Origin of the sequence: Nocardiopsis mangrovi, from assembly GCF_042653925.1 — a bacterium.
Lineage (GTDB): Bacteria > Actinomycetota > Actinomycetes > Streptosporangiales > Streptosporangiaceae > Nocardiopsis_B > Nocardiopsis_B mangrovi.
Map to the genome: position 1 here is coordinate 154,847 of NZ_JBHSFQ010000009.1, position 19,529 is coordinate 174,375.

The following is a 19,529-nucleotide window of genomic DNA, read 5'->3' on the forward strand; positions in this document are numbered from 1 at the left end:
GCACGGCCGGGGGCGATCCGCCGCCGCGGCACCGAACACACCTGTACGAACAAGGAGAACCGACATGACCGAGCGGGTCGTACTCGCCTACTCCGGGGGACTGGACACCTCCGTCGCCATCGGCTGGATCGCCGAGGAGACCGGCGCCGAGGTCGTCGCCGTCGCCATCGACTGCGGCCAGGGCGGCGAGGACCTCGACGTCGTCCGCCAGCGGGCGCTGGACTGCGGCGCCGTCGAGGCGGTCGTCGCCGACGCCAAGGACGAGTTCGCGAGCGAATACTGCATCCCGGCCCTCCAGGCCAACGCCCTCTACATGGACCGCTACCCGCTGGTGTCGGCCCTGTCGCGCCCGCTGATCGTCAAGCACCTGGCCGACGCCGCCCGCTACCACGGGGCGACCATGGTCTCCCACGGCTGCACCGGCAAGGGCAACGACCAGGTCCGCTTCGAGGCCGGCCTCGCCGCCCTCTTCCCCGAGCTGAAGGTCCTCGCCCCGGTCCGCGACTCCGGCATGACCCGCGACAAGGCCATCGCCTTCGCGGAGGAGAAGGGCCTGCCGATCGACGTCTCCAAGAAGTCCCCCTACTCCATCGACCAGAACCTGTTCGGCCGCGCCGTCGAGACCGGGTTCCTGGAGGACATCTGGAACGGCCCGATCGAGGACGTCTACTCCTACACCGACGACCCCTCCGCGCCGCGCGCGGCCGACGAGCTGGTCATCGGCTTCACCAACGGCGTCCCCACCTCCATCGACGGCAAGGAGCTCTCCCCGCTCCAGATCATCGAGGAGATGAACCGCCGCGCCGGAGCCCAGGGCGTCGGCCGCATCGACATGGTCGAGGACCGGCTCGTCGGCATCAAGAGCCGCGAGGTCTACGAGGCACCGGGCGCCATCGCGCTCATCGCCGCCCATCAGGAGCTGGAGAACGTCACCGTCGAGCGCGAGCTCGCCCGCTTCAAGCGCGGCGTCGACCAGCGATGGGGCGAGCTGGTCTACGACGGCCTGTGGTTCTCGCCGCTCAAGAAGGCCCTCGACGGCTTCATCGCCGAGGCCAACCGGCACGTCACCGGTGAGATCCGCATGGTGCTGCACGGCGGTCGCGCGGTCGTCACCGGGCGGCGCAGCGAGGCGTCGCTCTACGACTACGAGCTGGCCACCTACGACACCGGCGACACCTACGACCAGAGCCTGGCCCGCGGCTTCATCGACATCTGGAGCATGCCGGCCAAGATCGCCAGCCTGCGCGACCAGAAGCTCTCCTGATCCCGGCGGGCCCCTGCCACGGCCCGGTCCCTGCTCCCCGGCGGAGCCGGGGCCGGGCCGTGTGCCGCGCCCGCACCCGACCGACTCCACAGCACAGACGACGCAAAGGACCCCGACCGTGGCTGACGAAGGCGACACCCAGGTCACCCGGCTTTGGGGCGGCCGCTTCGCCGGCGGCCCCTCCGAAGCACTCGCCCGGCTCTCGCTGAGCACCCACTTCGACTGGCGGCTGGCCCACCACGACATCGCCGGCTCGCGCGCGCACGCGCGCGTCCTGCACGCCGCGGGGCTGCTCACCGGCGACGAGCTCGACGCCATGCTCGCCGGGCTGGACCGGCTGGCCGCCGACGTCGCCTCGGGGGCGTTCACCCCGGTCCTGGCCGACGAGGACGTGCACACCGCGCTGGAGCGCGGCTTCATCGAACGTGTCGGCGCCGACCTCGGCGGGCGGCTGCGCGCCGGCCGGTCGCGCAACGACCAGATCGCCACCCTGGTCCGCATGTACCTGCGCGAGCAGGCCCGGGGCATCGCCGCGGCGCTGCTCGACCTCGCGGCGGTCCTCGCCGACCAGGCCGAGGCCAACATCGGCGTCGCCATGCCCGGGCGCACCCACCTCCAGCACGCCCAGCCGGTCCTGCTCGCCCACCACCTGCTCGCGCACGCCTGGCCGCTCATCCGCGACGTGGAACGGCTGCGCGACTGGGACGCGCGCGCCGCGGTGTCGCCCTACGGCTCCGGTGCGCTCGCCGGGTCCTCCCTGGGCCTGGACCCCGAGGCGGTCGCCGCCGAACTGGGCTTCCCGGCCGCGGCCGAGAACTCCATCGACGGCACGGCCGCCCGCGACGTCGTCGCGGAATTCGCGTTCGTCGCCGCCATGATCGGGGTCGACCTGTCGCGGCCCGCCGAGGAGATCATCCTCTGGGCGACCAAGGAGTTCTCCTTCGTCACCCTCGACGACGCGTTCTCCACCGGTTCCTCGATCATGCCGCAGAAGAAGAACCCCGATATCGCCGAACTGGCGCGCGGCAAGTCGGGCCGGCTCATCGGCGACCTCGCCGGCCTGCTCACCACGCTCAAGGGGCTCCCGCTGGCCTACAACCGCGACCTCCAAGAGGACAAGGAGCCGGTGTTCGACGCCGTCGACACGCTGGACCTGCTCCTGCCCGCCTTCACCGGCATGGTCGCCACTCTCACCTTCAACGGCGAGCGCATGGCCGAACTGGCGCCGCAGGGGTTCTCGCTCGCCACCGACATCGCCGAATGGCTGGTCCGCGACCGGGTGCCGTTCCGCGAGGCGCACGAGATCGCCGGAGCCTGCGTGCGCGTGTGCGAGGAGCGCGGGACCGACCTGCCCGACCTCACCGACGCCGACTTCGCCGCGATCTCCCCCCACCTGGGGCCCGGGGTCCGCGAGGTGCTCACCGTCGCCGGGTCGCTGGACTCGCGCTCCGCCAAGGGCGGGACCGCCCCCGCGCGCGTGACGGAGCAGCTGGGCCGGCTGCGCGCGGCCATCGACGGCCACCGCGCGTTCGCGGGGATCGCGAACCCCTCCGGCACCACGGGCGGCGGCCGCATCACGTGAGCCGCGCCTGACCATAACCCCACATCAGCGGTGGCCCGACCCGGCCACCGATGCCGCCGGCCCGCCCCCCGACCACGACCGATGGGGGCGGGCCAGCGGTGTTGCCCGGATACCGGCGGTCGCCGGGCGCCCATAATCTCCGGCGCGGCCGAGGAGTTCGGTGAAATGCGCTTCCCGCCCTGCGGCGATGCGGTAGCGTCCTGGATCTGTGGGCACCAAGGGTGGCCTTCCCTGCGCAGAGTGTGAGGGGGGCGGCCCGGGACACCGGGCGACGTCGACATCTCGCGCCCGGCGCCTCACGGCGGACCGAACCGCCGCGGCGACCTTCCCCCAGCGCGGCCGAGGCGGTCGCGACCACCGGCACGGTGCCCCTCCGACTTTTCCGATTCCGTGTCCGTGGGAGGAGCTCGATGGGTAGGGCGGGCGGCGCCGACCGCGGCATCAGAGCACAGCTGAACCGGATCGTCCTGATCCCCAGCATCACCTTCCTCGTGCTCTTCGGAGCGCTGAGCGCCGGTACGCTGATGCAGGCGGCCTCCCTGCATACCGCGACCGACGACGGCCGCAGCGGCGTCCACCTCTACCACTCCATCGTGGAGCTGCAGGAGGAGCGGCGGCTCGCGGTCGCCTTCGTCAACGCCCCCTCCGAGGAGGCCATGCGGGCGCTGCGCGACCAGGTGACCGCCACCGACGAAGCCGTCCGCGAGGTCGACTCCCGCAGCGAGGGCCTGCGCGGGCGCGGCGACCCCGCGGTCGCCGAGATCGCCGCCGCCTACTTCACCGGGGTCGGCCGACGCGGCGAGGTCCGCGTCCAGGTCATGGCCGAGGAGGCCACCACCGACGAGGTCATGCGCTCCTACACCGCGATCACCGAACAGGCCGTCCAGCTCTACGACGCCACCGCCCGCCGCCTCGACGACGGCCCCTCCACCGCGGCGGGCTCCGACGTCGTCAACCTCATGCGCGCCCAAGACCTCTTCTCCCAGGCCGACGCCGTGCTCAGCGGCGCCGCCGCCGCCGACGCCCTCACCCCCGCCGACCGCCGCGGCTTCGCCTCCCTCATCAGCGCCGCGCGCGAGCGCCTGCGCACGGTCGGACCCGAACTCCGCGGGGAGCCCGCCGACGTCCACGCCGCCCTCGTCGGCGGCGCCGAGTGGCGCAGGGCCAACGAGGCTGCCGACATCGTCTCCGGCCTGCCGGAGATCACCACCGACCCGGTCACCGGGGCCGGAGCGCCCTCCGAAGAGCTCCCCGACGTGCTCGGCGACTGGCGCGAGGACGCCGACGCCGTCAACCGCGACCTCGTCGTGCTGACCGACGCCCAGGCCAACTCCGTCATCGCCGCCACCGACCGCGCCGGCGGCGCGATGTTCGGCGTGGCCTTCGGCGGCGGCGTCCTGGCGGTGCTGGCCGGCACCTTCGCCTACGGGGCCGCGTCCCGGTCGGCCTCGCGGCTGACCGCCCGGCTGGCCCGGCTGCGCGCCGACGCCCTGGGCCTGGCCCGCGAGGAGCTGCCCCGCATCGTCCGCCGCCTGGCCGACGGCGACCCGGTCGACCTCGACACCGAACTGCGCCAGCTCGACCACGGCGGCGACGAGGTCGGCCAGGTCGCCGACGCCTTCAACACCGCCCAGCGGACCGCGGTCAGCGCGGCGGTCAAACAGGCCGACATGCGCGCCGGCGTCAACCGGGTCTTCCTGGCCATCGCCCACCGCAACCAATCGCTGGTGCAGCGCCAGCTCCAACTGCTGGACCGCATCGAACGCGAGGAGGAGGACCCCGATCTGCTGGAGGACCTGTTCCACCTGGACCACCTGGCCACCCGGGGCCGCCGCAACGCGGAGAACCTCATCATCCTCGGCGGCGCGCAGCCCGGACGCCGGTGGCGGCACCCGATCCCCCTCGTGGACATCCTGCGCGGGGCGATCTCCGAGACCGAGGAGTACGCGCGGGTGAAGCTGCGCATGGTCCCCGACCTGTCGCTGTCGGGCGCGGTCGTCGCCGACGTCATCCACCTCGTCGCCGAGCTGGTGGAGAACGCCACCTCGTTCTCCCCGCCGCACACCCTCGTGCACATCCACAGCGAGGTCGTGCCCAAGGGGGTGGTCGTCGAGATCGAGGACCGCGGCCTGGGCATGAGCGAGGACCGGCTGGCCGCCGCGAACGCCACGCTCGGCAAGGCGCCGGAGTTCGACGTGATGGCGCTGAACCAGGACTCCCGGCTGGGCCACTTCGTGGTCGCGCGGCTGGCCGAGAAGCACGACATCAGCGTCGAGCTGTGCCCCTCTCCCTATGGCGGCACCCGTGCCGTCGTCCTGATCCCCAGTGCCCTCATCTCCAGCGCGTCCGCCGAGGAGCCCGTCAACCGGACCCCGGCCGAGGTCGTCTCGGGGCCGGGGGCGCGGCGCCGCGGCGGGGGCGACCTGCTCGCCACGCCGAAACGGCCCGTTCCGCGGCGGCGCATCGGGGCCGAGCTCCCCGAACGCCCCGCTACGGGCGCCCTTCCGGTGCGGGGCCGCGCCGCGACGCCTCCGCCCCCGGCCGATCCCGAGCCGCCCGTGCCGCCGCCGCTTCCCGAGGCACCGCGATCCCGGCCCGACGATCCCGAGCCCCCGGGCGGCGACCGGCCGGCGCTGCCCCGCAGGCGGCGGCAGGCCAGCCTGGCACCGCAGCTCCGGACCGACTCCACGGCGGGCGGCTCCGATACCGAACCCGTCACGCTCCGTTCCCCCGAGCAGGCCCGGCAGATGATGAGCGCCTTCCAGATGGGGACCCGTCGCGGACGCGAAGACGACCACCTCCCCGGCGAAGGGCAACCCCCGAACGGGGCACCGTCGGGCCAGGCAGCAGGGACACGCGAGACGCCCGCCGCGCACCCGGCCGGCGGGCCCACGGGAGAGAGCGAGTAAATGGTGCAGAAGAGCAATGCCGCAGGCGACCTCAACTGGCTTCTCGACGACCTGGTCGATCGCGTCGTCGGGGCGCGGCACGCCATCGTGCTGTCCGCCGACGGCCTGCTCATCGGCCGGTCACGCGACCTGTCCATTGAGGACGCCGAGCACCTGTCCGCGGTGGCCTCCGCCTTCCAGAGCCTGGCCCGGGGCACCGGCCGCCAGTTCGACGGGGGAGCGGTACGCCAGACCGTCGTGGAGATGGAGCACGCCTACCTGTTCGTGACCGCCGCGGGCGAGGGCGCCTGCCTGGCGGTCCTCGCCACGGAGAGCGCCGATGTCGGACTGGTCGCCTATGAGATGAACATGCGCATCAAGCGGGTCGGGCAGTTCCTCACCGCCGCCCCGCGCTTTCCCGAGTCCGCCGTCGCCGGGAGCAGCGGATCATGAGGCCACCCGGAGATCATCGCAACGGAGCCGCCGCACGCGGCGGCCAGGCCCGCGGCCAGGTCCGCCCGCGCGATCCCGGGGCCGCGGCGGCCCCGTGGTACCGCAGGCGCGGCCAGGCGGCCCCCGACGCGCGTCCCGGGACCCTCTCCCACCTGGACGCCGCGGCGGGCTCCCTCGTGCGCCCCTACGCCATGACCGGCGGCCGCACCCGCCCGGCCGGGAGCGGGCTGGACATGATCAGCATCGTCGTGGCCACGCGCGAGCGCTTCGACTGGCACTTACTGGAACCCGAGCACGCCGCGATCCTGCGGCTGTGCCACCGTCCGGTCTCGGTCGCGGAGCTGTCGGCGCAGATGGACATCCCCATGACCGTGGTCAAAGTGCTCCTCGGTGACCTCATCGCCCAGGGCGACGTGCTCGCCCGGGCCCCACTGCCCCCTGCCGACCTACCCGAAATGAACATACTTCAGGCGGTACTCGATGGCATCCGCAGACTCTGACACCGACCCCGGCGCGAACATCCCCCTGGCGGTGAAGATCCTCATCGCCGGGGGCTTCGGGGCGGGCAAGACGACCATGGTGGGCTCGGTCAGTGAGATCACCCCTCTCAGCACCGAGGAGGTCATGACCGAGGTCAGCATGGGCGTCGACGACCTCGACGGGGTCGAGGACAAGACGACCACGACCGTGGCCCTGGACTTCGGCCGGATCACGGTCGACGACCAGGTGGTGCTCTACCTGTTCGGCACGCCCGGGCAGGGCCGGTTCTGGTTCATGTGGGACGAGCTGGCGTCCGGCGCGCTGGGGGCCGTGGTCCTCGCCGACACCCGGCGGCTCGACAGCTGCTTCCCCGCCGTGGACTTCTTCGAGCACCGGCGCATCCCCTTCGTCGTGGCCGTCAACCGGTTCGACGAGACCGACACCTACACGCCCCAGGAGGTCCGCGACGCCGTCGACCTGGGCAACGACGTCCCCATCCTGATGACCGACGCGCGAGAACGGGAATCGGGCAAGCGCGTGCTGCTCGCCCTCGTCGAGCACGTCATGCGACGCCGGAGCCCGGCGTTGTCCAGCTGACCGATACGATGGCCCGACAAGCCCAAATGACCCTGATCGCACCCGAGGCCGACGCCGTCATCAGCTGTTTCACGATCGGAATCGAGCCGAGGGCAAGATCATCGCCCACGAGTCGTTAGCATCGATCGCGTGAACCCTGACAGCATGCAGAATCCGGACAGACTACCCCCCCGCGATCTGCCGCGACGCCGATCCGGCCGGCACCGGAACCCGCTCTCGTTCGACAGCTACGTGGGCACCCCCGCACTGGTGCTCGCGGTGCCGGGCGCCTGCGCGAACGCGTCGTCGGACGAGCCCGAAGGGGGGATCGGCCGCCAGATGGCCGACCTCATCCGGTCCTACCGGCCCGAGGTCACCATCCGGTTCGGCTACACCGGGGGCGACCGCTACCCCCTGGCCGACGCGCTCGCCGACCTCCAGCCCCTTGAGGGCCACCCCCTGCGCGGCGTCGTGGTCCCCCTGCTCACCGCGCCGCACGCGGGTGCCGGGTCCGCCATCCGCGCCGCGGTCGAGGCGACCGGCGCCGACGTCCGCGTCACCGAGGCGCTGGGCCCCCACCCCATGCTCGCCGAGGTGCTGCACCTGCGGCTCGCCGAGGCCGGCTTCGTCCGCGCCGACCGCATGCGGCTCATCAGCGTGGTGGCGCCCAGCACCAGCATGACCGACGGCGTCATCGTGGGCGCGGTGGGCGGCCCCGACGCCGTGAGCGCCGCCGGGGTGACCGCCGTGCTGCTCGCGGCGCGACTGGGCATCACCGTGCTGCCGGCCGACCTCGACGACGACGCGTCGGTGGGCGAGATCGTCGGCCAGCTCCGCGACGCCGGGTGCGTGCGCCCGGTCATCGCGCCCAGCGTGGTGGGCCCGGAGTTCTCCCCCGGGCGGCTGCAGGAGTTGGCGCAGCGCCACGGCGCGCGCCCGAGCGCGGCCCTGGGAGCGGGGAGCACGATCGCCAAGATCGCGGCCCTGCGTTACGCGGAGATCCTCAACACCCTGGGCGTCGAGACCCCGCCGCCCACCGTGGATGAACTCCCGGCGCCGGTCGGATCCCGGCACCGCCCCGGCAGCTAGAGCGGTATCGCGGCAGCCGGTCCCCACCGGCCCGGGGCACCGCCCCGGCCTCCCGCGGTACCGGCTCCGGCCCTTCTCCACGCGGATCGAGTGCGTGCTTCCCGCTCAGCCTGCGGGGGCGCTCGAAGGCGGCGCCGGTCCAGCGGAACCGCCTCGTCGCGGCGCGCTTCCTCGTTCCTCGGTCGGCCTGCGGGCGTCTTCGCATCGGCGTCGATCCGAGGTACGGTCCCCGCCACGGCGTACCCCTCGTTCCCCGGCTGCCGACCACCCCTCGGTCCGGCCGCCGCCGGCGCCCGTGGGCACACCAGGTCCTCCCGCTCGGTCCGCGGGCGGCGCGTGTTGCCCAAGGCATACGTGGAACTGGGGAGATAGCTCGTAGTAACTCTTTCGGTACACAGGGCAACGGTTTTTCGGTAGGGTCGGCCCCTGGGCGCCGCGGTACGAGTGCACGCGCCGTCTCCGGCGCGGCCACCGTGTGCACCCTGCGGAGCCGGGGGGATGACCGAAGACCATGATCAGAGCGCCCAGACCGACCATACGCCGCCAGATGACCCGCATCGTGCTGATCCCCAGCATCAGCTTCCTGGTGCTGTGGACCCTGATGACCGCGGCCGGGATGTGGCGGGCCGGGGGAGCGGTGTTCGCCATCGCCGACGCCGACGACGGTATCGGCGTCGCCGACTCCGTCGGCGCCGAACTCCGCCAAGAGCGCCGGCTCAGCCAGCTGCACCTGGGCGATCCGGATGACACCGGGGCCCGGACCGACCTGGAGGCCCAGCGCCTGCGCACCGACGCCGCTCAGCGACGCGCCTCCGCGACAGCCCCGGAACTGCGGGAGGACGCCGCCGAAGACGTCCGCCGCAGCGCCGATGCCCTGCTGACGGGCGACGACCGCCTCGCGCGGCTGCGCGCCGACATCGACGCCGGCGCGGCCGGGCGCGACGACGCGCTCATCCGCTACAGCTCACTGATCGAGGACACCGACCTGCTCGCCGCGTCGCTCCTGGGCGGTGTCCACCGCGCCGACGCGGGCTCCGACGCCGTCACGGCCGCCGGGCTCCGATCCGCCCGCGAGGAGTTCTCCCGCGCCGACGCGCTGCTCACCGGCGCGATCGCGGCCGGCGCCATGGAGTACGAGGAGACCGCCCAGTTCACCTACCTCACCGCCTCCTACCGCCAGACCCTGGACGAGACCGAGACGGCGCTGCGCGGCGACGTCCTGGCGCTCTTCCACGCGACCACCGGGTCAGGGGTGTGGACCGGCACCGAGAAGCTCACCCGGTCCGTCGTGACACGGCCCCCCATCGCCGACGACGACGGGCCGGGGCGGGGTGCCGGGTGGAACTCCGAGGTCGGGGTCGACGGCGCGCAGTGGGCGGAGGCGGCCCAAGGCGCGGGGGCGGAGCTGGACACCATCGTCACCGCCCAGCAGCAGGCGACGCTGAGAACGGCGCACGTCTCGGCGCTGCACATCATCGCGCTGGGCGTGACCGGGTGCGTGCTCACCCTCGCCGCCGGCATCGCCGCCATCGTCGTCGCCACGCGCTCCTCACGCCGGCTCACCGGGCGCCTGCTGCGGCTGCGCAGCGACACCCTGGCCCTGGCCGACACCCGGCTGCCGGCCATCGTCGCGCGGACGCAGAGCGGGCAGCGGGTGAACCTCGCCGACGAGCTGCCCCAACTGTCCTTCGGCGAGGACGAGATCGGCCAGGTGGCGGCGGCCTTCAACGCCGCTCAGCGCACCGCCGTGGGGGCGGCGGTCAAGCAGGCCGAGCTCCGCCAAGGCGCCAACCGGGTGTTCCTGGGCATCGCCTACCGCAACCAGACCCTGGTGCAGCGGCAGCTCCACGTCCTCGACGAGATCGAGCACGATGAGGACGACCCCGTCGCCCTCCGCAAGCTCTTCCGCCTGGACCACCTGGCCACGCGAGCCCGCCGCTACGCCGACAACCTGCTCATCCTCAGCGGCGCGCACTCCGCCCGCCGCTGGCGCGAGGCACTGCCGCTGATCGACGTGGTCCGCGCGGCGATCACCGAGACCGAGGACTACGAGCGGGTCCGGCTCACCTCCGCGCCGCGCGTGCGGGTCCGGGGGACCGCCGTGGCCGACATCGTGCACCTGCTGGCCGAACTGGTCGAGAACGCGACCCAGTTCTCCCCGGCGGACACCACGGTGGACGTCCATTGCGGCCCCGTCGCCGGCGGCGTCGCCGTCGACGTGGAGGACCGTGGGCTCGGCATGACCGAGGAGGGCTACGCCGCGGCCGCCCGCATCCTCGCGGGCACGCCGGAGTTCGACGTCATGGCGCTCCAGGAGGAGCCCCGCCTGGGCCTGTTCGTGGTGGCCCGGCTGGCCGCCCGGCACGGGGTCGCCGTGCGGCTGTGCCCCTCGCCCTATGGCGGGACCCGCGCGATCGCGGTCATTCCCGATGCGATGCTCGACAGCGGTGAACAGGCGGCCATAGGGGCGCTGCGGCGGCGGACCGGATCCGCGCGGCTCCAGCGGTCCGGCGCCCGGACCGAGGGGACGGGCCGATGAGCGCCGGCACGGGCGCCGGCACCGATGCCGGGCGCCTGCTGCGGCCGTTCGCGGTGCACACGGGTGAGGCGGTGCCCGCGATCGGCCTCGATCTGCTCACGCGGGTGATCGCGACCCGTCCCCCGGAACGTGCCGAAGCCCTCCAGCCCGAGCGCGCGGACGCGCTGCGCCTGGCACGCCGCCCCAAGACGGTCGCCGAACTGGCCGCCCGCCTGGAACTGCCGCTGGGCGTGGTCAAGCCGCTCCTCGCCGGCCTGATTCACGCCGGGGCGCTGCGCCTGTGCCCCGCCGAGCCCTCCCCGGCGCCCCGCGACCGCATCCTGCATCTGGTCCTGGAGGGCCTGCGGGCCCTGTGACCCCGCCGCGCCTTGCGACGCGGCCGGTCGCGTCGCCGCCGTAAGCGGACGGGGCCATGGCCGGATCCGGCACGGTGCGGGGCCCGCGATCAGTGGAGTTGATCTACCCGAAACCTTATGCTCAGGGCAATTGAGGAGGTGTGCGGCGCTTTCTCGATAAATGCGGATGTGCGCCGCTCGTGGTCATATGGTGAGCGGAGACAAAGGCGATCCGGACAGCCCTGGGCAGCCCTCGGCGGATGACGGCGACCACACCGCCCCGGACCCGGGGGGCGACCGCTCCTCTGTGGCAGGAATCGTTCGCGCCGCCATTAGCGCGCTCGACGGTCTCAGCGCCCGAGCCGCCAATGTGCAAGGGGCCATCGGCCTTTTCGCCGCCGGCGGTGTGGGCGTGGCATCGGTGGCCGGCCTCATGGGCACCCCCTCCTTCTACGCCCAGGTCCTGGAATGGCACGATCGCATCTTTCAACTGTTGTCGATCTTGGGGCTGGCATACATCGGCGGCTGTGCCGTCATCATCGCCCGGCTCGTCATGACCAGGTGGTTGCTGGTCCTCACGGCAGTCGTCGGACTCATCGCGGCGTCCCTGACGGCGATCCTCGTGATCGTCCGGCTCAACCCGCTCGACGACGCCTGCGCGCCGCCCGACGAACTGGTCGTCGCCACCACCCCCGACAGCGCGGACATCGTCTCCGCGGTCGCCGAGAGGTTCGCGGACGGCCGCGCCGCAGGGGTCGAATGCCGGCCGGTCAACGTCACCGTGTACGCGATCGACCGCTCCGAGGACATCCGGCTCGGCCTGGCCGACGGCTGGGACCAGACCCTCGGCCCGCTCCCGCACGTGTGGCTGCCCGACTCCTCCGTCGATGCCGATTGGGTCCGCGAGCGCCTCGCGGCCCAGGCGACCCCCGAGGTCGACGTGAGCGTGCCCGATGAGCCCACGCGCTTCACCCCGCTCATCGCCGCGGTACCCCGGGGCCTGGCCGAGACGATCATGGGGGACACCGGCATCGGCCAGGGGACCGTACCCGACGTCCACGACGCCATCGGGGAAGCGGCGGGGCCGGGCTCCCCGCTCGTCGAGCGGGGCGACCCGGCCGGATCCGCCACCGCGCTGCTGCACACCGCCGCCCTGTTCGATGCGGGCGGCGCCATCGACGTCGACGGACAGTTCACCGACACCGCCGCGGCCGCCGCGATCGAAGCCGAAGTCCGGCCGGGGATCGCCACCGACAGCGACCTCGGCCACCTCTGCCGCGCCGCGGCCACCGACGGGGACGGCCCGCCCCCGCCCGTTCTCACCACCGAAGCCGCGCTGTACCGGCTCCGCGCCGGTGGCGGATGCCCCGGTCGGCTCTCCGAGGGGGAGCGGACCGCCCTCGTCCCGCTGTACTCCGAGAGCCTCCCGTTCCTGGACCACCCCTTCGTGCGGGTGCGGCCCACCGGGGCCGATGACGGCGCCGACGAGATCGCGGAGGACTTCGGCGACCACCTGGCGGAGCTGTCCCAGGACCCCGCGTCCTTCGCCGCGACCATCGGCCCCGGAAACGGTGGCGCCGCAGCGGACGGACAGGGCGTGTACCTCGGATATCGAGGGCCCACCGGTGCGGGCGATCCCGCCATGGAGGGCCTCTTCGCCCCGTCGGACCTGCCGATCTGGAATGAGACACCCGACCTCTGGACGGACCGGGCCGGCGCCGTTCTGGACCGTCCCCCCGGCATCCACCCGACGGCCGCGATCCTCATCGCCGTCGACACGTCCTCCTCCATGAGGGACCCCACCGCCCTCTTCACGACCGCCCGCGCCGAGGCCGCGGCCATCGCCGGCCTCTCGGGCGGCGGGGACGCCATCGGCCTGTGGAGCTTCCCCCGGGGAGACGCCGCCGACGCCACCGACCACGAGATCCTCGCCCCCATGGACGACGCCGAGGACCAGGGCCGCCGCATCACCGACGAGCTCGACCGCCTCGACCCGGACCGCGCGTCCACCCCGTTGGCCGACGTGATCGGCGACGGCGTCGAAGCCCTGTCGGAGGAATGGGCCGACCGGTCCCCGCGGCCCGTGCTCGTGGTCATCACCGACGGCGTCGCGATCCCCGGCGCACCCGGCATCGGCGTCGCGGAACTGGAGGAGCGCATCGCCGACGCACCTGTCGGCGTCCGCATCCTCGCGGTCGGCGAGGACAGGGACCCGTGCGACACCGGCGCACTCCCGGACCTCGACGCGCTCTCCGGAGTCTCCTGCGTCGCCGTCCCCGCCGACCCCGAGCAGGCCGGCCTGGCCGGCCGCGACGCACTGATCAGCGCCCGCCAGGGCGACTGACCCACCCCAGGCGGACACACGAGGAAGGGATCCCATGGCCGAGGACGGCGTGCGTGAGCGGCGCAGCGGACGGATGGGACGGATCGGACGCCGAGAGGCCATCGCCGTCGCCGCGCTCCTCGCCGTCCTCGCGGTGGCGGTCGCCACCGCGTTCGTCATCCTGCGGACTCCGGGCCCGCGAGGTGAGTTCACCGTCGTCACCGGCCGCGACGCCTCGCGAACAGGGATCTACGCGGCGCTGATCGACGAGTGGAACGCCTGCCACGCCGGCGACGGACCTCAGGCGCGCCTCATCGAGCTGTCCGGGATCACCGACCTCCAGCGCGCCGACATGCTGCGCCAACTCCAGTCCGACGGACCCGGATACGACGTCCTCAACCTCGACACCCAGTGGATCGCCGAGTTCGCCCGCGCCGGACACATCGCCGCACTCGGCGACGACGTCGACACCAGCGGCCTGCTGCGCAACATCCTCGACGCCACGAGCTACGAGGGCGACACCTGGGCGGTCCCGTTCATCGCCGACGCCGGGCTGCTCTTCTTCCGCTCCGACCTGGTCGATCGGGAGGACCTGGAGGCAGAGGGACAGGACTGGGGCGACACCCTCGCGGTGCTGCGCGACGCCGCCGAGGAGACGGGGCGCAACGACGACCACGGCTACGCCGGCCAGCTGTCCGCCTACGAGGGGCTGACGGTCAACGCCTTGGAGGTCGCCAACGTGGAAGGCCACGGCCTGGTCGACGACCAGGGGTCCCTGCGCGCCGACCTCACCGGCACCTCGCAGCGCGCCGCCCTCCGGCTCATCGCGGACCGGCTGGCGACCGGTGCCATCCACCCGGAGTCGCTCGACGACACCGAGATCGACAGCGCGGACCGCTTCACCGCCGGAGAGGTCATCGCCATGCGCAACTGGCCCGTCTGGTACGACGACCTCGCCGAACGGCCCGGCGTCCGGCCGGTCGACGAACTCGCCGGCCGGGAGGACCGCGGCGAGGATCCCGACGGCGGCGAGATCGAATTCGGCGTGCTCCCGCTCCCCGACTCCAGTGCCGTGCTGGGCGGGCAGAGCCTCGCCGTGGCCGACGCGTCGCCCCACCGCGATGCCGCGATCGACCTCATCGAGTTCCTCACCGCGCCCGAACAGCAGCGCCGCCTCTTCCACACCGCCGGCTACGCCCCGGTGCGCGAAGACGCCTACCACGGAGAGGTCGCCGAGGGCGTCCGATCGGACTGCGACCCCGACGGCGGCCCCACGGCCGGCGTGGAGGAGCGCCGCGGCGCCTACGCCGACCTGCTGCTCGACTCCGTCCGCGGGGCCAGGGCCCGCCCGCCGACCCCCTATTACCAGCGGTTCTCGCAGACCTTCTACACCGGTCTGCACCCGCTCCTCAAGGCGTCCGCGAGAGGGGAGAACCTGCACTTGGGGGAGCTCGCCGACCTCGAAGGCCGGCTCCAGAACACGCTGAGCGGCCACTGACCGCCAGGGGCGCCACCACCGCCGGGAGCCCCGTCGCGCCTTGCTAGCGTGTCCCGGATGAGCACGGAACGGATCGGCATCATCGGCGCCGGCATCGTCGGCCTCGCACTGGCCAGATGGGTCACGCTGAACCGGCCCGGGACGCGGGTCACGGTCCTGGAGAAAGAGGACCGCGTGGCCGCCCATCAGACGGGCCACAACAGCGGCGTCGTCCACGCGGGCATCTACTACCGCCCGGGCTCCCTCAAGGCCACGCTGTGCCGCCGGGGTGTCGCCCTGCTCTCCGAGTACTGCGCCGAACGCGGACTGCCCTACGAGCAGGCCGGCAAGGTCCTCGTCGCGGCCGACGCCGACGACACCGCGCGGCTGGACGACGTCGAACGCACCGCGCGCCGCAACGGAGTCCCCGGCATCCGGCGGCTCGGCCCCGAAGGGCTGCGCGAGATCGAGCCGCACGTCGCGGGCGTCGCCGGCCTGCACTCGCCCACGACCGCCATCACCGACTTCATCGCCGTCGCCGAATCCCTCGCCGACGACGTACGCCGCGCGGGCGGGCGGGTACGCCTGGGCGCCCCCGTGATCGCGCTGCGCCAGGACGCGGACGGCGCGGAGGTCCTGACGGGCGACCCGCGCGGAGAACGCGTCAAGCGGCGCTTCGACACCGTTGTCATCTGCGGCGGCCTGCACGGCGACCGGCTGGCCCGCATGGCCGGGGCCGGCGCCGACCCCCGCGTCGTCCCCTTCCGCGGCCAGTACCACGAGCTGGCTCCGGACCGCCGCCACCTGGTGCGCGGCCTGGTCTACCCGGTGCCCGACCCGCGCTACCCGTTCCTGGGCGTGCACCTCACCCGGCATGTGCACGGCGAGGTCATGGCCGGCCCCAACGCGATCCTCGCCGGAGCACGCGAGGGCTACGGGCCGCGCGACGTCCTGCCCGGCGACCTGCGCGAGACCCTGGCCTGGCCGGGGTTCTGGCGGCTGGCCCGCCGCCATTGGAAGGCGGGCGCCAGGGAGATGGCCGTATCGGCCTCACGGGCGGCCTTCGCACGGCAGGCGCGCCGCCTCGTCCCCGAGATCACCGCCGCCGACCTGCTCCCCGCGCCCGCGGGCGTGCGCGCGCAGGCCCTCACCCGCGGCGGCGACCTGCTCGACGACTTCGCCGTGGACACCCACGGCCGGTTCCTGTGCGTGCGCAACGCGCCCTCGCCGGCGGCGACCTCCTCGCTCGCCATCGCCGAACACCTCGGCGAGCGGCTGTTCACGGCCCGCTGATACGCGAACGGCGGCGCGCGGATGGCTCCGCGCGCCGCCGCTGCCGTGTCGGTCCTCCTAGCAGGCGCTGTCGAGGAGGTCCTCCAGCGCCGCCTGCTCGGCGGAGTCGACGCTCAGCTCCCACACGTACTTCACGTTGATCCAGCTCTTGGCGTAGTCGCAGTGGATCGAGGTGCGGGTCGGCAGCCACTCGGCCGGGTCGCGGTCGCCCTTCGAGCTGTTGCTCGACCCGGTGACGGCCCACAGCTGCGGCGAGTCCAGGTCGTTGGCGAACTGCTCACGCCGGCTCGTGGACCAGGAGTTCGCCCCCGAGCGCCACGCCTCGGCGAGCGGGACGAAGTGGTCGATGCTGATCTCGGAGGGAACGCTGGTGGTCACGCCGTCGTAGACGCTGTACCAGGAACCGGAGGTCGGGTAGCAGTCGCTGCCGACCTGGACGTTGTCGCCGTCGCGGCGCAGCACCCACTCGCGGGTGTTGCAGCTGCCCTCGACGGTGCTCCAATGCGGGAACAGGTCGCGGTCGTAGCCCGAGCCGGACTCGGACTCGACGGTCAGAGAGCCGAGCTGGGAGCGGGCCTCGCTCAGGGACGGGGGCGGGGGAGGGGCGGCCTGGGCGGGGGCGGCGAAGGCCGGGAGCAAGGCCAGGGAGGTGACCGCTGCGGCGAGTAGGCCGGTGATCCGGCGGACGGCCGTCGGCATGAAGGTCTCCAAAGTAGAGCGGGGGACTTCGGACCCCATGAGGTTCACCCACAACGGGGATAGCGGGGAAGATGCGGCGCGTGAACAATCGGTTACCCGGCCTGACCGGATCCGGACAACTGAAGTCGGTTTACCTTCGGGCCCCGTTCTCGACCTGCGGGCCCGGTCCGACGCAGGGCGCACCCGGCGGCGGGCCGAAATCGGCCCGCTCGGCAACCGCCAGGACGGCCCAGCGGGCCACCCGCCCGTCCACCCGGACGTCCAGGACGGGAACAGGACGGGAAGCGGAGTACGCCGGCACGGTGCCGGCCACCCGCCGGCGGCGGGGCCGCGATCGGCGCGGAGCACGGCGGGAAAAGGGGGGCGGCACCCGCGCCGGTCAGCGGATACCGTGGAAGGCGTACGGCAGGCGGCCACGGCGGTCCGACACCCCTGGCGCCTCCGGCGTGCGAATCCGCATCGACCCACGGAAAGACCACAGTGACCGACATCATCGACGAACTCGAATGGCGCGGCCTCCTCGCGCAGACCACCGACCTTGACGAGCTTCGCAAGGCCCTCGCCGATGGCCCGGTCACCCTCTATTGCGGTTTCGACCCCACCGCGGGCAGCCTGCACGTCGGCCACCTGACCCAGATCCTCACCCTGGCGCGGTTCCAGCAGGCGGGCCACCGCCCCATCGCCCTCGTCGGCGGCGGGACCGGCCTGATCGGCGACCCCAAGCCCACCGCCGAGCGGTCGCTGAACTCCGTCGAGACCGTGAAGGGCTGGGTGGGCGTCCTGGCGGGGCAGCTCTCGGCCTTCCTCCGGTTCACGCCCGAAGGCGAGACGCCCCGGCCCACCGACGCGGTTCTGGTCGACAACGGCGAGTGGCTGTCGGCCATGAGCGCGATCGAGATGCTGCGCGACGTCGGCAAGCACTTCAGCGTCAACCAGATGCTCGCCCGCGAGACCGTCAAGAGCCGCCTCGACGGCGAGGGCATGAGCTACACGGAGTTCAGCTACGTGCTCCTCCAGTCCTACGACTACGTCCAGCTCTACCGCAGGCACGGCTGCACGCTCCAGATCGGCGGCAGCGACCAGTGGGGCAACATCACCGCCGGCCTCGACCTGATCCGCCGCATGGACGGAAACGCCCCTCACGGCGGTGCACACGCGCTGACCACCAACCTGCTCACCAAGAGCGACGGCACCAAGTTCGGCAAGACCGAGTCCGGCACCGTCTGGCTCGATCCCGAGCTGACCAGCCCGTACGCCTTCTACCAGTTCTGGTTCAACGCCGACGACCGTGACGTGATGCGCTACCTCAAGGTGTTCGGCTTCCGGTCGCGCGCGGAGATCGAGGAGCTGGAAGCCCAGACCGCCGAGCGCCCCGCCGCCCGCGCGGCCCAGCGGGCCCTGGCCGAGGAGCTGACGACGCTGGTCCACGGCGAGGACGAGTGCCGCAACGTGATCGAGGCCAGCCGCGCCCTCTTCGGGCAGGCCGACCTCGCCGGCCTCGACGCCGCCACCCTCGGCGCCGCGCTCCGCGAGGTGTCCGGAGCCGAGGTCGCCGGCCCCGTCGGGGAGCTGCCGCCGCTCGTCGACCTCCTGGTCGAATCCGGCCTGGTCGCGAGCAAATCGGCGGCCCGACGCGCGATCCAGGAGGGCGGCGCCTACCTCAACAACACCAAGGTGACCGAGGTCGACGCCCGCGTCGCGGAAGACGACCTGCTGCACGGGCGCTACCTCGTGCTGCGCAGGGGCAAGCGCAACGTCGGAGGGATCGTCGTCGGCGTTTGAGCCGGACGGCACCGGATCGGCGGGTGGACACTCCGGGGTGGTGCGGCGACCCGGTCGCCGCACCACCCCGGCCCCGTCTCCGCCACCCGCAGGCGGCAGGGGACGGGGGAGGAGGGCCGCGCGATCCCTGACGGATGTTTTGCCGAGACGGGCGTTTAGACGGTGCGGGGCTCGGGCAAATTGATCCGTACAAGGCAGAGAAGCTTGACCCACCACGCGGGACCGAACCATCGGCAGATGGTTCCACGGACCGCGTGAGCCCGGAAGACGTCGGCCTGCTCCAAGGTCGTCGACCCCCGCTACCAGGGCTCCACCCCGAGCCCCCAGGGTCGGTTTGACGTTTGCGGGTGCGGACCCTATCGTTGCATGGTCGTCGTGGAACGGCGGGCGAGGATTCGTTCGACCGGCCACACGATGGAGCCGAGTGAGACCGTAGGGATCGAGTACACACCCGATCCTGATAATCTCGTTCGGGAAGCACATCGAACATTCGAAATGGCTTCGATCGTTGTTGGATTTACCGGATGCCCATTGCCGCAAACGCCGATTTGGCGGGCGAGCGAAAGGCTGGTAAATTCAACAGCACAGCAAGACGGAAGCTCCGCCTCTGCGGAAGAGCCTTGGGAATTCGCTCCTTGTGGGTGGTTCGGGCTTGTACGGGATGAGCGGTTGTTTTTTGAGAACTCAACAGCGCGTGTTTGTTTTTCTTTAAGCCAAAGTTTGTTTTGGCCCCGTGGACACTCTTTCGG

The 19,529-nt window shown here is 72.7% G+C and carries 15 protein-coding genes; 13 read left to right on the forward strand and 2 right to left on the reverse strand.

The window, feature by feature from the left end:
• Window positions 1–64 precede the first annotated feature (64 nt).
• The 12 genes from ACFO4E_RS12295 (at window position 65) to lhgO (ending at window position 16,299) form a co-directional block, all read left to right on the forward strand.
• Window positions 65–1,264, forward strand: a complete 1,200-nt coding sequence (locus tag ACFO4E_RS12295; RefSeq protein ID WP_378573999.1) for an argininosuccinate synthase — start codon at window positions 65–67, stop codon at window positions 1,262–1,264.
• 118 nt (window positions 1,265–1,382) lie between these two features.
• A complete protein-coding gene (gene argH, locus ACFO4E_RS12300) occupies window positions 1,383–2,846 on the forward strand; it encodes an argininosuccinate lyase (protein ID WP_378574001.1) in 1,464 nt (487 codons plus the stop codon).
• A 410-nt stretch (window positions 2,847–3,256) separates the two neighbouring features.
• Window positions 3,257–5,755, forward strand: coding sequence for a sensor histidine kinase (locus ACFO4E_RS12305; RefSeq protein ID WP_378574002.1), 2,499 nt, complete (start codon window positions 3,257–3,259; stop codon window positions 5,753–5,755).
• A complete protein-coding gene (locus ACFO4E_RS12310) occupies window positions 5,756–6,187 on the forward strand; it encodes a roadblock/LC7 domain-containing protein (protein ID WP_378574004.1) in 432 nt (143 codons plus the stop codon).
• The gene (locus ACFO4E_RS12315) at window positions 6,184–6,687 is read left to right on the forward strand and encodes a DUF742 domain-containing protein (RefSeq protein WP_378574005.1); all 504 of its coding nucleotides are present in this window, start codon (window positions 6,184–6,186) and stop codon (window positions 6,685–6,687) included. Before ACFO4E_RS12310 ends, ACFO4E_RS12315 begins: the two co-directional genes overlap by 4 nt.
• Window positions 6,668–7,264: a GTP-binding protein gene (locus ACFO4E_RS12320; RefSeq protein WP_378574007.1), complete on the forward strand. Its 597-nt coding sequence runs from the start codon at window positions 6,668–6,670 to the stop codon at window positions 7,262–7,264. The genes ACFO4E_RS12315 and ACFO4E_RS12320 overlap by 20 nt, the downstream gene beginning before the upstream one ends.
• A 144-nt stretch (window positions 7,265–7,408) precedes the next feature.
• The gene (locus ACFO4E_RS12325; protein WP_378574038.1) at window positions 7,409–8,332 is read left to right on the forward strand and encodes a sirohydrochlorin chelatase; all 924 of its coding nucleotides are present in this window, start codon (window positions 7,409–7,411) and stop codon (window positions 8,330–8,332) included.
• Between the two features lie 547 nt (window positions 8,333–8,879).
• Window positions 8,880–10,871: a sensor histidine kinase gene (locus ACFO4E_RS12330; protein ID WP_378574009.1), complete on the forward strand. Its 1,992-nt coding sequence runs from the start codon at window positions 8,880–8,882 to the stop codon at window positions 10,869–10,871.
• Entirely contained in the window at window positions 10,868–11,227 is a 360-nt protein-coding gene (locus ACFO4E_RS12335) for a DUF742 domain-containing protein (RefSeq protein ID WP_378574010.1), read from the forward strand. Before ACFO4E_RS12330 ends, ACFO4E_RS12335 begins: the two co-directional genes overlap by 4 nt.
• Before the next feature lie 286 nt (window positions 11,228–11,513).
• The gene (locus ACFO4E_RS12340) at window positions 11,514–13,550 is read left to right on the forward strand and encodes a hypothetical protein (RefSeq protein ID WP_378574011.1); all 2,037 of its coding nucleotides are present in this window, start codon (window positions 11,514–11,516) and stop codon (window positions 13,548–13,550) included.
• Between the two features lie 34 nt (window positions 13,551–13,584).
• Window positions 13,585–15,027, forward strand: coding sequence for an extracellular solute-binding protein (locus ACFO4E_RS12345; RefSeq protein ID WP_378574013.1), 1,443 nt, complete (start codon window positions 13,585–13,587; stop codon window positions 15,025–15,027).
• 57 nt (window positions 15,028–15,084) lie between these two features.
• On the forward strand, window positions 15,085–16,299 hold the full coding sequence (lhgO, locus tag ACFO4E_RS12350) for an L-2-hydroxyglutarate oxidase (protein WP_378574014.1): 1,215 nt from the start codon (window positions 15,085–15,087) through the stop codon (window positions 16,297–16,299).
• Window positions 16,300–16,356: 57 nt separating this feature from the next.
• Here lhgO and ACFO4E_RS12355 read toward each other — a convergent pair whose 3' ends face one another.
• Window positions 16,357–17,037: an HNH endonuclease family protein gene (locus tag ACFO4E_RS12355; RefSeq protein WP_378574016.1), complete on the reverse strand. Its 681-nt coding sequence runs from the start codon at window positions 17,035–17,037 to the stop codon at window positions 16,357–16,359.
• A 441-nt stretch (window positions 17,038–17,478) separates the two neighbouring features.
• On the opposite strand from ACFO4E_RS12355, the gene tyrS reads away from it, so the two are divergent.
• Window positions 17,479–18,780, forward strand: a complete 1,302-nt coding sequence (gene tyrS, locus ACFO4E_RS12360; RefSeq protein WP_378574017.1) for a tyrosine--tRNA ligase — start codon at window positions 17,479–17,481, stop codon at window positions 18,778–18,780.
• 517 nt (window positions 18,781–19,297) lie between these two features.
• Here the strand turns inward: tyrS and ACFO4E_RS12365 are convergent.
• The coding region (locus ACFO4E_RS12365; RefSeq protein ID WP_378574019.1) for a hypothetical protein at window positions 19,298–19,529 on the reverse strand (232 nt) is incomplete at its 5' end.

What these genes read in the sequence shown, in the direction of transcription:
- ACFO4E_RS12295 (WP_378573999.1), top strand. Translation starts at nt 65, where the DNA reads ATGACCGAGCGGGTCGTACTCGCCTACTCCGGGGGACTGGACACCTCC.
- ACFO4E_RS12305 (WP_378574002.1), top strand. Translation starts at nt 3,257, where the DNA reads ATGGGTAGGGCGGGCGGCGCCGACCGCGGCATCAGAGCACAGCTGAAC.
- ACFO4E_RS12310 (WP_378574004.1), top strand. Translation starts at nt 5,756, where the DNA reads ATGGTGCAGAAGAGCAATGCCGCAGGCGACCTCAACTGGCTTCTCGAC.
- ACFO4E_RS12315 (WP_378574005.1), top strand. Translation starts at nt 6,184, where the DNA reads ATGAGGCCACCCGGAGATCATCGCAACGGAGCCGCCGCACGCGGCGGC.
- ACFO4E_RS12320 (WP_378574007.1), top strand. Translation starts at nt 6,668, where the DNA reads ATGGCATCCGCAGACTCTGACACCGACCCCGGCGCGAACATCCCCCTG.
- ACFO4E_RS12325 (WP_378574038.1), top strand. Translation starts at nt 7,409, where the DNA reads ATGCAGAATCCGGACAGACTACCCCCCCGCGATCTGCCGCGACGCCGA.
- ACFO4E_RS12330 (WP_378574009.1), top strand. Translation starts at nt 8,880, where the DNA reads ATGACCCGCATCGTGCTGATCCCCAGCATCAGCTTCCTGGTGCTGTGG.
- ACFO4E_RS12335 (WP_378574010.1), top strand. Translation starts at nt 10,868, where the DNA reads ATGAGCGCCGGCACGGGCGCCGGCACCGATGCCGGGCGCCTGCTGCGG.
- ACFO4E_RS12345 (WP_378574013.1), top strand. Translation starts at nt 13,585, where the DNA reads ATGGCCGAGGACGGCGTGCGTGAGCGGCGCAGCGGACGGATGGGACGG.
- lhgO (WP_378574014.1), top strand. Translation starts at nt 15,085, where the DNA reads ATGAGCACGGAACGGATCGGCATCATCGGCGCCGGCATCGTCGGCCTC.
- ACFO4E_RS12355 (WP_378574016.1), bottom strand. Translation starts at nt 17,037, where the DNA reads ATGGGGTCCGAAGTCCCCCGCTCTACTTTGGAGACCTTCATGCCGACG.